Annotated in this window: 14 protein-coding genes; 11 read left to right on the top strand and 3 right to left on the bottom strand. The window is 37.4% G+C overall.

Features of this window, described 5'->3' with window-relative positions; all coding sequences use genetic code 11:
* Positions 1–46: 46 nt before the first annotated feature.
* Positions 47–526 carry a GAF domain-containing protein gene (locus tag PSR14_RS25005; RefSeq protein ID WP_000494346.1) on the bottom strand — a complete coding sequence of 160 codons (480 nt, stop codon included), beginning with the start codon at positions 524–526 and terminating at the stop codon, positions 47–49.
* A gap of 147 nt (positions 527–673) precedes the next feature.
* On the opposite strand from PSR14_RS25005, the gene refZ reads away from it, so the two are divergent.
* A complete protein-coding gene (gene refZ / locus PSR14_RS25000; RefSeq protein WP_048557723.1) occupies positions 674–1312 on the top strand; it encodes a forespore capture DNA-binding protein RefZ in 639 nt (212 codons plus the stop codon).
* A gap of 11 nt (positions 1313–1323) precedes the next feature.
* On the opposite strand, the gene PSR14_RS24995 is transcribed toward refZ, so the two are convergent.
* On the bottom strand, positions 1324–2268 hold the full coding sequence (locus PSR14_RS24995; RefSeq protein ID WP_048557722.1) for a DMT family transporter: 945 nt from the start codon (positions 2266–2268) through the stop codon (positions 1324–1326).
* A 124-nt stretch (positions 2269–2392) separates the two neighbouring features.
* Between PSR14_RS24995 and PSR14_RS24990 the strand changes: the two genes are divergently transcribed.
* The 8 genes from PSR14_RS24990 (at position 2393) to PSR14_RS24955 (ending at position 11947) form a co-directional block, all read left to right on the top strand.
* The gene (locus PSR14_RS24990; RefSeq protein ID WP_061185376.1) at positions 2393–3235 is read left to right on the top strand and encodes a LysR family transcriptional regulator; all 843 of its coding nucleotides are present in this window, start codon (positions 2393–2395) and stop codon (positions 3233–3235) included.
* Between the two features lie 206 nt (positions 3236–3441).
* Positions 3442–5154: a septation ring formation regulator EzrA gene (gene ezrA / locus PSR14_RS24985; RefSeq protein ID WP_000377297.1), complete on the top strand. Its 1713-nt coding sequence runs from the start codon at positions 3442–3444 to the stop codon at positions 5152–5154.
* A 168-nt stretch (positions 5155–5322) separates the two neighbouring features.
* Positions 5323–6465, top strand: coding sequence for a cysteine desulfurase family protein (locus tag PSR14_RS24980; protein WP_098487454.1), 1143 nt, complete (start codon positions 5323–5325; stop codon positions 6463–6465).
* 6 nt (positions 6466–6471) lie between these two features.
* Positions 6472–7686, top strand: coding sequence for a tRNA uracil 4-sulfurtransferase ThiI (thiI, locus tag PSR14_RS24975; RefSeq protein WP_000989282.1), 1215 nt, complete (start codon positions 6472–6474; stop codon positions 7684–7686).
* 80 nt (positions 7687–7766) lie between these two features.
* Positions 7767–7964, top strand: a complete 198-nt coding sequence (locus tag PSR14_RS24970; protein WP_000091640.1) for an alpha/beta-type small acid-soluble spore protein — start codon at positions 7767–7769, stop codon at positions 7962–7964.
* A gap of 222 nt (positions 7965–8186) precedes the next feature.
* A complete protein-coding gene (gene mbcS, locus PSR14_RS24965) occupies positions 8187–9773 on the top strand; it encodes an acyl-CoA synthetase MbcS (RefSeq protein WP_000817751.1) in 1587 nt (528 codons plus the stop codon).
* A gap of 102 nt (positions 9774–9875) precedes the next feature.
* Positions 9876–10307, top strand: a complete 432-nt coding sequence (locus PSR14_RS24960; protein WP_000600363.1) for a VOC family protein — start codon at positions 9876–9878, stop codon at positions 10305–10307.
* 71 nt (positions 10308–10378) lie between these two features.
* Positions 10379–11947 (top strand): amidohydrolase, encoded by a 1569-nt coding sequence (locus tag PSR14_RS24955; RefSeq protein ID WP_098487453.1) that lies wholly within the window; start codon positions 10379–10381, stop codon positions 11945–11947.
* Between the two features lie 234 nt (positions 11948–12181).
* On the opposite strand, the gene PSR14_RS24950 is transcribed toward PSR14_RS24955, so the two are convergent.
* Positions 12182–12985: an NAD kinase gene (locus tag PSR14_RS24950; protein ID WP_000785168.1), complete on the bottom strand. Its 804-nt coding sequence runs from the start codon at positions 12983–12985 to the stop codon at positions 12182–12184.
* A 205-nt stretch (positions 12986–13190) separates the two neighbouring features.
* Between PSR14_RS24950 and PSR14_RS24945 the strand changes: the two genes are divergently transcribed.
* Both PSR14_RS24945 and ytfJ read left to right on the top strand, forming a co-directional pair.
* Positions 13191–13829: a DUF2953 domain-containing protein gene (locus PSR14_RS24945; RefSeq protein WP_000620650.1), complete on the top strand. Its 639-nt coding sequence runs from the start codon at positions 13191–13193 to the stop codon at positions 13827–13829.
* 12 nt (positions 13830–13841) lie between these two features.
* Positions 13842–14237 (top strand): GerW family sporulation protein, encoded by a 396-nt coding sequence (gene ytfJ / locus PSR14_RS24940; RefSeq protein ID WP_000350002.1) that lies wholly within the window; start codon positions 13842–13844, stop codon positions 14235–14237.
* The last annotated feature ends 126 nt before the right edge of the window (positions 14238–14363 follow it).

Below are 14363 nucleotides of genomic sequence, written 5' to 3'. Positions count from 1 at the left end.
TCGGTTTTGTACGTCATGTACTTAATCGATAACTAGCTCTTTTTTGTTACATATGTTTTAGGAGTGTTTCCACAAACTTTTCTAAATAGCGCTGATCTACTTCGTCGAAACGGTTTTTTTCAGGGCTATCAATATCAAGTACACCAATGACATTCCCATCCTTAATAATCGGTACGACGATTTCTGAATTTGAAGCACTGTCGCAAGCGATGTGTCCTGGGAATTGATGAACGTCTGCTACAAGCTGCGTTGTTTTCGTTTCAGCTGCAACGCCGCAAACGCCTCGTCCAAATGGAATGCGCACGCAAGCAGGCATTCCTTGGAATGGTCCAAGAACAAGCTGATTTCCTTCTGTTACGTAAAAGCCAACCCAATTAACACGATCCAAAAATTGGTTTAATAATGCGGACGCATTTGATAAGTTTGCGACTACGTTTGATTCGCCAGTTAATAATGCATCCAGTTGTTTTATTACTGTCTCATATTGCTGCACGCGAGATCCTGTATAACTTTCTTTAGTAAACATGGAAACAGCTCCTTTTTTATCGAGATGTGTAAAATATTAGCAAAATACGATGTGTTTCACATGACTTTGTCGATAGAAAATTAAAGGAATTTGTCTTAAAAGTCAAGAAATTTACACTATAGCTGTTCAGTGAGAGGAAGTGAGCGCATGAAACAGACGAAACAAAAAGTAATTGATGCGGCAATATCGTTGTTTAACACGAAAGGTTATGATGGAACGTCGGTGCGAGACATTGCAAAGCGAGCGGATGTGAATGTAGCGAATATTTCATATTATTTTGCTGGAAAGCAAGGCCTATTAGAGCAGCTTATTACTAATTTTTTAGAAGGGTATATTCATGTGATTGAAACGTCCTTTGAACAGAGAGAATATTTGTCGGCTAAAGATGTGATGGTGCAAATGGTGCGCGGGATTTTACGATATCAATTTGATAATAGGGAGCTGACACGTTTCTTTTACCGAGAGCTTTCGCTTGATACGACATTAATTCGCGAAGTGATGACCGTTTATTTTTCTAAAGAAAGATATTATATAGAGCAAATGATTAGACAAGGACAAATGAAACAAGAGTTTAAGAAGGTATCTTTTACAATGTTTATGACGCAATTAAAAGGCATGATAAATATGCCGTTTTTATATCCGCAATATATATCAGAAGTGTTGCATTCTTTTCCATCTGAGACCTTTTTCTTAGAAATGTACACGAAAGAAATTGAACAATGGATAGAACAAACATTATGTATAACGAATATGTATTATGAATGGCCAAGAGCTGTTCATATGTGAGAAATCCCCACCTAACGAACTGAGGTGGGGATTTTTGTGCTTTCTTTTCTTTGCCATAAATTGTTGCATAATAGCGCGATAATTGTTAATGAGGCTCCAGCAACTTCAATTTTGTCGACTGTATAACCTCGAAAGATGGAACCGATAAGTGCAAGTACAGGAACTAAATTCATAAATAATATGCCATTAATGGATGAAATATAGCGATTTCCTGCGTTCCAGCAAAATACTGCGATAACGCCTGCAATAATAGACATATATAAGAGTTCAAAACGAACGTTCATAATTGTCGATAGTGAAGGTACAGTAACGACGTTTGTATAAGTTAAAAAAGTGACGATAGTGATGAGTGAAATTGAGCCAAATAAACAAGTTAACGTCGTATACCTAAGTGGTGACCAAGATTGAAAACTAGCACCACCGTTTGTATAAATGACCCAGCAAGTAACGCCGCATAGCATAAGTATATTTGTTGAAAGGTGACTGGCAGCTCCAAATAATAAGTGAATATTTCCTTTTGAAATGACAAGCATAACACCGATAAGTGCAACGAACATGCAAAGGAATGTATAGTTTTGTGGGCGTTTATTTTTTGTTAGCCACTGCAATAATAAAGCGATGAGTGGCATAAGAGACTGAATCATCGCGGCATGGATGGCTCCAGACGGTCCGGCAAGTTGCTGTCCGTAGAAAACAAGAAAACCATATCCTGCGAAACCGACTGTTCCGTAAAAGAGTAACGAAAGTGTTTTCTTTTCTAAGCGGAGTGACTTTGTCCCTTCGGTCATTAATAACAGAATAAGAAAAATAATAGCTGCTGATCCATAGCGAATCGTTGTGAAGAAGAATGGATCGATAAACTGTAAGGCGTTTGCCATGACAGGAAACATAAATCCCCAAGCCGTTACGGCAAGTAAGCATAGGAGGGATCCGAGTAGCATTTGTTTTTTGTTCAAGAGTATCTTTCCCCTTTACATTTCGTTATAGTAAGTTGATGAAATAAGTATAAAGAGTAATTGTTTATAGAAGGAAATATCGATTTTTTATGACAGTTATAACTTTTTGTTAGAGGTGTGTACGATGGATTTGGAGGCAGTACGATCGTTTATTGAAGTGAAGAATACGCGAAGTTTATCAAAGGCGAGTAAGATTTTACATATTTCGCAGCCAGCGCTTAGTAAACAAATTCAAAGGTTAGAGGCCGATTTAGAAGTTACTTTACTGAAGCGTTCCGCGCAAGGAGTGGAATTAACAAGTGCTGGAGAGCTATTTATAACAAGAATGTTACCGATTTTGGAACACATACATGAAGTGAAAGCCGAGATGAAGAAATTTCAAGAGAAGCGAAACATTTCTATAGGCATATTGCCAAGTTTAGCAGCACATTATATATCAAAATGTAAAGATGTATTAGGTGACGGGTTCGAAGTAGAATGGAAAATTGAGCATACGAAAGTACTGATGGGACTCTTTAAAGAACGGAAGATTGAAGCGATGTTCGTCGATTCAGTAGTAGAAGGTGCTACGTGTATAAAAGAAATACGAGAAGAAAAAATTGTGTGTGTCGTTTCAAATGATCATCTTTATAAAGAGAAAACAGTAATCCGAATGGAAGATTTGCAAAATGAAAAGTTAATCGTATACCCAGAAATCTGCGATGTAAGAAAAATGATTACGAATCTGTTTCAAGGGATAGGTGCGAAACCGATTATTGCATTTGAAACTTCTTATGCAGAACCGATGCTTGCGATGGTCAGTGCTGGACTTGGCATTACGTTACTTCCAGAAATAGCAGTAGAGCAAGCGGTAAGGCAAGGAAATGTGCATGCGATTTCTATTGAACCGCCACTTTTGCGCAAAATTTATTTTGCATCTCATATGGAAGAAGGCCTTGTATTGCATTCATTTGCTGATGAGAGGTAATCCAAACGGAATATTGAGAAAGATTACAATTGCATTGAAAGAAACATGAAATTTTAAAAAAACTAGGTCAAAAACAAACCATTACATGGTATGATTAGTACATTGTTAGTTGTTAAATATAGGGGAATTCCCTTTTTATACATAATGCCTTCCATTTCATAAACGGAACGGACAAAAAAAGAGATATAACTAGGAGGCTTTTTTGCATGGATTCTATCCTGACGATCGTTATCATTGTAGTAAGCTCTATTCTAGTGCTGCTCATGATAGAGCTTGTGATAAGAAATCGTTCATATAAAGATATTGAAGCACTTGAGCAGTGGAAACAAGAGATAAAAGATAAACCTGTGGCAGATGAGCTAAAACGGGTGAAAGATTTAAATATGACGGGTCAAACAGAAGAACTGTTTGGTAAATGGCGTGAAGAATGGGATGAAATTGTATCAACAACCATTCCGAAAGCTGAAAAAGATTTAGCGCAAGCGCGAAAATTCGCCTCGCAATTCTCCTTCCGAAAAGCAAAGCATGCGATGAATGAATCCATAAGTGGTTTAGATGACGCTGATAATCGTATTACAGACATTTTAAATGAATTACAGCAATTGTTAGAAAGCCATGAAAAAAATAGCTCGGAAATCGAAGGGTTACGTGATACATATCGTAGTATGAAGAAGAGTGTTCTTGCTCATAGACATATGTATGGAGCAGCAGAGCAGAAAATCGAAGAGATGCTAGACGCTGAATCTGAGAAATTTAAAACCTTTGAAGAAGCAACAAACAATGGCGACTATTTAAAAGCGAGAGAAATTGTTATTAGTTTGGAAGAAGGTTTAGCAGATTTAGAAATCATTATTCACCAAATTCCAGATTTATTGGTAGAGTGTCAAGCGACGTTACCGGTTCAGTTGGAAGATTTATTACACGGACATAATGATATGGTAAGACAAGGTTATGTATTAGAGTATTTGGAAATTCCTAAAGAAGTTCGCGATATGAAGAAACAACTACAAATATGTTTAATGGATATACAGGAGCTTCACATAACAGAAGCGGCTGAAAAAGTAGAGAACTTAAAAACAAGTTTAGATAGCTTCTATGATCAACTAGAACAAGAAGTACATGCGAGACATTATGTGGAGCAAAAAACACTTTCTGTTTATGAAGACTTAGAAGAAATTCGCATTGAAACGATTGAAACAAAAGCAGAAACACAGCTCGTGAAACAAAGCTATCAGTTACAAGATAAGGACATTGAGTCTCAAAAAGTAATTGAAAAGCAAATGCACATTTTAATGAAACGTTTTGAAATGTTGCAATTACGGGTTGCGGAACAAGATATTGCCTTCTCTATTATTCGTGAGGAACTAGAAGAGATTTATGAGCAATGTGAAACATTAAAAGTACTTCATGCAGAATATAAAGAAATGCTGCAAACGATGCGCAAAGAAGAATTTGAAGCGCGTGAGAAGTTACAAGAAATGCGAAATACTATTTTCGAAACGAAACGCTTTATGCAAAAGTCGAATTTGCCAGGTCTTCCAGAGAGCATTATGGAAGATTTAAAAAGAGGACAAATGGCAATGCAAGCTGTATATGAGCAATTAGAAGTGAAGCCGTTAAATATGAATGCTGTAAATAGCAGTTTAGAAGAAGCTTACACAACTGTTAATGGTGTTGCTGAAATGACAGAAGAGTTAATTGGACAAGCGTATTTAGTTGAAAAATTAATTCAATACGGTAATCGTTACCGCAGTCATGATGAAAACCTTGCAGAGAGCTTAAATTATGCGGAGAAATTATTCCGTGAATATCAATACGATGCAGCTTTAGAACAAGCGGCTTCTGTACTAGAGCAACTTGAGCCTGGCGTTGTTCAAAAAATAGCTGAATATGTAGACAATGAACAAACCCTTTCATAAGGGTTTGTTTTTTTGTGTAATTTTGCAGGCGATGTTGCTATAATGAATAGCGGAATACAGTAAGGTTATTCGTTTTAAAATATAACGGAACCTTTGAGTAGTCTTAGCGTAATGACACGTATTTGTGATATGATTATATGATGTGACAGCGCTGAAAGGGGAAGAACGATGATCTATTTTGATAATAGTGCGACGACAAAGCCATATCCAGAAGCTCTTCAATCGTACGTAACGGTTGCGGGGAAATATTTTGGGAATCCTTCTTCTATTCATTCGCTTGGAGGAGAGGCAGAGCGTCTATTAACACAATCAAGAACAATTGCAGCGCAGCTTCTTCACGTTAAGCCTTCTGAAATTATTTTCACATCAGGTGGAACGGAAGGGAATAACCTTGCGATTAAAGGAATAGCGATGAGGAATCGTTCGCGCGGTAAACATATCATTACAACAAATATTGAACACGCGTCTGTGTTTGAAGCATATAAACAATTAGAAGATCTCGGTTTTGATGTAACATATTTACCGGTTAATGAGCATGGTGTTGTATCGGTAGAGGATGTAAAACGAGCGCTTCGTGAAGATACGATTCTTGTGTCAATTATTCACGTGAACAACGAGACTGGAGCAATTCAGCCTGTTGCTGAAATTGGAACGTTATTATCGAATTATCCGAAAATAAGATTCCATGTGGACCATGTACAAGGGATAGGAAAAGTACCGCTTAATTTATACGCTTCTCATATTGATCTTTGCTCAATATCTGGACATAAATTCCATAGTGTAAAAGGAACGGGTCTTCTTTATGTACGTGATGGCGTAAGGTTAGATCCAATTTTATCAGGTGGTCAACAAGAGCTGAAGTATCGCTCTGGTACAGAGAACTTACCTGGCATTGTAGCGATGGTGAAAGCACTTCGCATGACAATGGAGCAAGTGAAAGAAAAGGTAGCTCATTTGCAAAGTTTACAAGCAGAGCTTGTTCGTTTCTTTAAAGAGATGGAAGATGTAACGATTAATACGCCGCTTGCATATGCAGCACCGCACATTTTAAATGTATCATTTGTAGGTTTAAAACCAGAAGTGGTCGTTCATGCTTTAGAAGAGCACGGTGTATATGTATCAACGAAATCTGCTTGTTCTTCAAAAGCAAATGAAGTGAGCAGAGTGTTAGTGTCAATGGGAGTACCACATGCCGCTGCTGCAAGTGCTATTCGCATTAGTTTAGCACCAGAAAACACGATGGAAGAAGTAAAGCAATTTGAAGGTATTGTGAAAGAGACGATGCCAAAATTATATGAAGTGATGAGGTAAAGGAATATGATGACATATGAATATATTTTAGTTCGTTATGGAGAGATGACGACTAAAGGTAAGAACCGTTCTAAATTTGTAAGCACATTAAAAGATAACGTGAAGTTCAAATTGAAAAAATTCCCAAATATTAAAATCGATGCAACACATGACCGTATGTACATCCAATTAAATGGCGAAGATCATGAAGCGGTATCTGAAAGATTAAAAGATGTGTTTGGTATTCATAAGTTTAACTTAGCGATGAAAGTACCATCAGAATTAGAAGACATTAAAAAAGGTGCATTAGCAGCTTTCTTACAAGTAAAAGGCGATGTGAAAACATTTAAAATTACTGTACACCGTTCTTATAAGCATTTCCCAATGAGAACGATGGAATTATTACCTGAGATTGGTGGACATATTCTAGAAAATACAGAAGATATTACTGTAGATGTTCATAATCCAGATGTAAATGTACGCGTAGAAATTCGCAGCGGTTATAGCTACATTATGTGTGATGAGCGTATGGGAGCTGGTGGTTTACCAGTTGGCGTTGGCGGAAAAGTAATGGTACTTCTGTCTGGCGGTATTGATAGCCCAGTAGCAGCGTACTTAACGATGAAACGCGGCGTATCTGTGGAGGCAGTTCACTTCCATAGCCCACCTTTCACAAGTGAGCGCGCAAAACAAAAAGTAATCGATTTAGCACAAGAGTTAACGAAATACTGTAAACGTGTAACACTTCACCTTGTTCCATTTACAGAAGTGCAAAAAACGATTAATAAAGAAATCCCATCTAGCTATTCAATGACAGTTATGCGCCGTATGATGATGCGTATTACAGAGCGTATCGCAGAGGAGCGTAACGCACTAGCAATCACGACTGGTGAAAGTCTTGGACAAGTAGCAAGTCAAACGTTAGATAGTATGCATACGATTAACGAAGTAACAAACTATCCAATTATTCGTCCGCTTATTACGATGGATAAATTAGAGATTATTAAAATCGCTGAAGAAATCGGCACATATGATATTTCAATTCGTCCGTACGAAGATTGCTGTACAGTATTCACACCAGCAAGCCCAGCGACGAAGCCGAAGCGTGAAAAAGCGAATCGTTTTGAAGCGAAATACGATTTCACACCATTAATCGATGAAGCTGTAGCGAACAAAGAAACAATGGTATTACAAACGGTAGAAGTAGTAGCGGAAGAAGAAAAATTCGAAGAACTTTTCTAAAACCATAAATTACCATATGTAAACCGTGTATGAAGTCATGTTATTTATCACACTCTATACTCACAAGGAGGTGATATAACATGTCACGTAGCACAAATAAATTAGCGGTTCCTGGTGCTGAATCAGCATTAGACCAAATGAAATACGAAATCGCTCAAGAGTTTGGTGTTCAACTTGGAGCTGATGCAACAGCTCGCGCTAACGGTTCTGTTGGTGGTGAAATCACTAAACGTCTAGTTTCACTAGCTGAGCAACAATTAGGCGGTTACCAAAAATAATCCCATATGATGGCTTAGAAAGAGCGGGTTCTCCTGCTCTTTCTTTTTTATGTTGTGGCGCCATTTGTCGGTAAATTGATATATTTAATTTTTTGTTAATATATTCTAAGTTGTGTTCGATATATTCGACAGAACTAAAAAATTTGTCAAAAGATGAGGGTTCAAAATTGACAGAAAATTCTTTATTATATAAGGGAGGCATAAAGAAAAAGGAGGATGTTTATGAAGAGAGAGGAATTGTTGGCACCACCGTCTTATAATTTAGTTTCTGAAATAGAGAAATATACAGGTGATAAAGAGAAGCTTGCTTTAATTTGGCAAGATGATAAAGGGAATCGCCGAGAAGTTACATACGCGGAGTTAATGAAAGGTGCAAATAAAATTGGAAACGCTTTTATAAAGAGTGGTCTGCAAAAAGGGGACAAGCTCCTCATTATGATGCCGCGTTTAATTGAAGCATACATGACGTATATCGCTGCGATTAAAGCAGGATTTGTCGTAATTCCGAGTTCGGAAATGTTACGCAAAAAGGATATCGAATACCGCATTGGACATGGGGAAGTAAAAGCAATCGTAAGTTATGAGCCTTACATTGGACAGTTTGATGATATAGAAGCGATGGAATCTCTTCAAAAATTCGTTCTGAGCGAGCAGTCAGTAGATGGATGGATGAATTTAAAAACAGCGTTAGAAACAGAAAGTGACATGTTAGAAATGGCGAAGACAGATAAAGAAGATATGGTCTTTTTATCTTACACGTCAGGAACGACGGGAAATCCAAAAGGTGTTGTTCATACACATGCGTGGGCATACGCTCATTTACGTACGAGCGCTCCAAATTGGCTCGGAATTGAAGAGAATGATGTTGTGTGGGCAACAGCTAGTCCAGGCTGGCAGAAGTGGATTTGGAGTCCGTTTTTAGCAACTCTAGGCTCGGGGGCAACAGGATTTGTATACCACGGTAAGTTTGAACCAAAAACGTATTTAAATTTATTAGACGATAATAAGGTGAATGTGCTTTGTTGTACGCCAACTGAGTATAGATTAATGGCAAAGGTAGAAAATTTAAGCGAGTACAATTTAGAAGCGTTACATAGCGCTGTATCCGCAGGTGAGCCGTTAAATAGAGAAGTCATTGAAACGTTCCAAAAGCACTTTCATATTACAGTAAGAGACGGCTATGGGCAAACGGAAAATACATTGCTTGTTGGTGTAATGAAAGGGATGGATATTAGACCAGGATCAATGGGGAAACCGACGCCGGGTAACCACGTTGATATTGTAAATGAGGAAGGTATTCCAGTGAAAGTAGGCGAAGTTGGTGATATTGCAGTTCACATTGAAACGCCGGCCCTCTTTAAACAATATTACAAAGACGATGAGCGTACAGCGATGCAATTCCGCGGTGATTATTATATTACAGGTGATAAAGCGAAAAAAGATGAAGACGGCTATTTCTGGTTTGAAGGGCGCGGTGATGATATTATTATTAGCTCTGGTTATACAATCGGGCCGTTTGAAGTAGAAGATGCGCTCGTAAAGCACCCTTACGTGAGAGAATGTGCGGTTGTCGCAAGTCCTGATGAAATTCGCGGAAGTGTCGTGAAGGCATTTATCGTATTAAGAGAGAATATAGAAAAGAACGAAGAAACATTAATTCCAATACTCCAACAACACGTCAAAGAACTTACTGCACCATATAAATACCCTCGCAAAATTGAATTTGTAGATGAACTACCAAAAACGATTTCTGGAAAAATCCGCCGTATTGAGCTTAGAAAACAAGAGATGGAGATTCCGTCAAAATAAATTTGAAAACAGTGAAGGAAATAGTTGAATGAAATGGCAAACAATGATAATATAAAAACGAACACAAGTTCGATTTTATAAATTGAAAAAAGAGGTGTCCGTATGATTTTAGGTATTAATCCGTACTTAGTTTTAGATGGTAGTGGGCAAGAAGCTGTACAGTTTTATAAAGAGGCGTTAGATGCAAAAGTGGAAGTCATGCAAACTTTTGGTGATATGCCTGAAAATCCAGAATACCCGGTTCCAGCTGAAGCGAAAGAACGCGTTTTACACGCTACTTTAAAAGTTGGTAATACGGATCTTATGATTTCTGATACATTCCCAGGTCAAGGGCATGCAATTGGATCTCAAGTAACAATCGCAATTCAAATTAGTAACGCAGAAAAAGCGAAAGAAGTATTCGATAAGTTACAAGAAGGTGGCGAAGTTATTATGCCCCTTCAAGAAACGTTCTGGAGCCCAGCATACGGACAAGTAAAAGATAAATTTAATATTGAATGGCAAGTTACAACGTCTACTACTGAACAAAAGTAATGTTTAGAAAAGCACCATGTTTTGAAATGGTGCTTTTTTTTATACAATAAAAAATAAAGGAGATGAAATATATGGGGGAAATTTGGTATGGCGGCAACATTTACACGATGAGGGAAGAAAATGAAAAAGTAGAAGCTATTTATGTTGAAAATGGCAGGATCATTGATAATGGAAGTAAAGAAGAGTTAGAAAACCGATATGCTGTGGCTAAATTGCGCGATTTAAAAGGCAAAACGATGATTCCAGGTCTCGTTGATAGCCATATGCATCTTATTGGTCACGGGGAGAGGTTACTTCGTTTAGATTTATCAAACTGCACATCTTATAGAGAAGTGCTGACTCTCGTTCGGAAGCGAGTAGAAGAAGCGCCGAAAGGTTCTTGGATTATCGGAGAGGGCTGGAACGAAAATAATTTTAAGGATACGAAAGATGTTCACACGCGTGATTTAGATGAAATTTCGAAAGAACATCCCATTTTATTAAAGAGAGTTTGTCGTCACGTTACATGGGTGAATTCATACATACTGCAAGAAGCGAATATAACAGAAAAGGCAGAAGATCCAAAAGGCGGGAAAATTGGCCGTGATTCATCAAATATGTTAACAGGGCTTTTATATGAACAAGGACAAGAGTTAATTAAACATGTGCAGCCTGAAATTGATGAAGCTTATTTACAAAGCGCTTTGCAAACAGCGATTAAAGATTGTTGGCAATACGGACTCGTTGGTGGACATACGGAAGATTTAAATTATTACGGTGGTTTTAGAAAGACGCATAATGCGTTTTCTCATGTCATAAAGGAAATGCCATTTAAAGCACATTTACTCGTTCACCATGAAGTAGCACATGAACGAAAGGAATATGAAAGTGAGCATTATATTGAATTTGGGGCAATGAAAATTTTTTCTGACGGTTCTTTTGGCGGAAGAACCGCATTATTAAGTGAACCGTATGAAGATGCGAAGGAAACGAATGGAGTTGCCATTTTCTCACGTGAAGAACTTGCGGAATTAGTGAAGAAAGCACGAGATTTACATATGCCAGTTGCGATTCATACTATCGGTGACTTATCGCTTGAATATGTCATTGATGCACTTGAATTGTATCCGCCAGCAGAAGGATTACGTGACCGTATTATTCATTGTCAGCTAGCTCGTGAAGAGTTGATTGAAAGAATGAAAAACTTACAAGCCATTATTGATATACAACCAGTCTTTGTTTCATCGGATTTTCCATCAGTCATTGAAAAACTAGGCGAGCAACGTCTTCGTTATGCGTATGCTTGGAAGACGTTACTGGAAGCGGGATTACACTGTAACGGGGGATCTGATGCTCCAATCGAGCAAGTAAATCCGTTTCTAGGCATATATAGTGCTGTCACACGTAGAAGTTTTATTGACGGTGTATGCTATATGCCAGAGGAAAGATTAACGGTATATGAGGCTGTTTCTTTATTTACAACAGGAAGTGCCTATGCAATCGGAAAAGAAGCGAAGCGAGGGCAAATTACAAAAGGATATGAGGCAGACTTTACAATATTAGACCGCGATATTTTTGAAATAGAGGCAGAGGAAATAAAAGAAGTACAAGCAGAGATGACCGTAATAGATGGCAAAGTCGTCTATAGAAAAGGTGCGTAAAAATATATGAGCGATTATCGGAATATATCGACCGTAACCTGAATTATATCAGCGATTATTGAAATATATCGACCGTAACTCCAAATATATGAGCGATTATTAGAATATATCGACTTACCGACAAAAACTGACAAGAATATCGGCCGGATAGCGAGAGGTTGTTGCTCGCACCAATCGGGGTAAATAAATAACCGTAGAATTATGGGCCACCATAATTCTACGGTTATTTTAATACTATAAAAACGTTCTCTGTACTTTTTCCCAGAAAGAGTTGTTTTTTAATTTAACTGTTTTAATTTGTTTATCGCTTAAGCGTACAACAGCTTTTTCCACTTGTTTAATGCTAAGCGCTTCGTTATCCATGCCGATAACAGGATAATCGTTACCGTCTGGTCTTAGTTTTAAAGTTAATGTACGTTCGTGATTTAAAATGAACGGTGAACCAAGTGTACGATATGTGTTGTTATTTAAAGATGCTAATTCACTTACTTGGAAGCAAGGGATAAGCGGATCAACAACTGCACCACGTAACGATTTATTGTAAGCTGTACTTCCTGTTGGGGTAGAAACAACTAAACCGTCACCTCTAAAAGTTTCGAAATATAAATCATCAACGTGAACATCTACAACGAACGTTTTAATAATGCTAGAACGTAATGAGAACTCATTTAAACAATGGAAAGATGTGCTACCATCTACATCTACCTCAATTGTTGGATATTTTCGCACTTCAATTTCATTTTTTGTAATTTCTTGAAGGGCTGTATCAACGTGATCAATATGGAAATCGCAGTAGAATGAAATTTCATCTTTCGTAGAAATCCCTGCGTATAAACAATCTTCCCTAAAACCAGTTTTACGAACGGCTTGTAAGAAAGTTGCATCATCTCCAACACTGACGATAGCGTTTGCATTTTTTGGATGATCTAATATGGTAAATCCATTCTCTTCTAAAATACGATAGATTGGTTTCATTTTTTCAACGAGCTTTGCTTTGTCATCACCATAAAAGAAAAATAAATTGCGACGATCTGCCATTATGTATCCCTCCACTGCAGTTAAATTTTCTATGCTTCGTGCTACATATCATTAGAGTCCGTTCCCTGATGATATGTTCAAATAATATATTTCGATATAAATTGTCAAAATACCTTTTTGTTTTTAGAAAAATTTTTATATTCAATCTTATGAAACGCTGTTTAATGATGAATAAAGTTGTCGATAATGGGTACGGAGTGAAAGGATGATACGTATGAAGTGGCTCGTAATTGGAATAATAATTCTTCTCCTTTTTATTTTGTTTATACTATTGTCGAAAATAAAGCTTAAAGTGACATTTTTATATTCAGAAATGGAAAAGCAATGTTTGCTTCAAGTGAAAATATGGATGATCCGATATACATTTGATGTGTTGGAAAGAATTGAGAAACAGCAGAAGAAAACAGGACAAAAAATCGAAAAAGCTGAAGAGGACGGCGGACTAGACAATAAAATTATGGCACAACTTGATAGTATGGGGGAACTGATAAAAAAGCTGCAAGAAGTTCATACTATTGTTAAAGATTTTCTCAAACGAGTGAAAATCAATGGTTGGAAATGGCATACACAAATTGGAGCAGGCGACGCAGCTAGTACTGGAATTGTCACAGGATATGCATGGGGGACAAAAGGAATGGCTGCTGGAGTTGTAGGACAATATATGCATATTGTCGACGTACCAGAATTTGAAATTACTCCTGTTTTTCAAGGGAAAGGATTTGCATCAAGATGTGAGTTAACAGCATCTTTTCGTATATTCCGTACTATAAAAACAGCGGTGAAATTACTCGTGTTTATGAGAAGACAAAGATCTGGTACGACAGAAAAATCTGTTCAAGCATAGGGGGGATATAGAATGGACCATCCAATTCAAGGTTTAATGACAACTGCAATGCAGCATTTAAAACAAATGACTGATGTAAATACAATTGTCGGCGATCCAATTAAAGCTGCTGATGGAAGTGTAATTCTTACCGTTTCAAAAGTTAGCTTCGGATTTGCGGCTGGTGGAAGTGAATTTGGTAAAATAGAACATTCAGGCCGCCATCCATTTGGCGGGGGAAGCGGTGGAGGAGTTTCTATTAATCCTGTTGCTTTTCTTGTTATAAATGGAGAAGGCGTAAAAGTGTTGCACTTAGATAAGCAAACACACGTCATCGATAAAATAATTGAATTAGCGCCACAAGCTGTTGATAAAGTGAAAGAAATGATGGATAAACGAAAAGAAGACGATCCTGAATTTCAAATTTAACGAATAAAGAAGCTGATCAATAGATTAGCTTCTTTAATTTTTTTGTAAATAAAGCGATTTTATTTGCATTATCGATAGGGACAAACTATCATTTACATTGTACATATTTTGTTTAAATAAGGGAGG

The organism is Bacillus sp. A01H, from assembly GCF_045277205.1.
Taxonomy (GTDB): domain Bacteria; phylum Bacillota; class Bacilli; order Bacillales; family Bacillaceae_G; genus Bacillus_A; species Bacillus_A paranthracis.
Note: the sequence above shows the minus strand (reverse complement) of the source record. Positions and strands in the feature narration are given on the sequence as shown.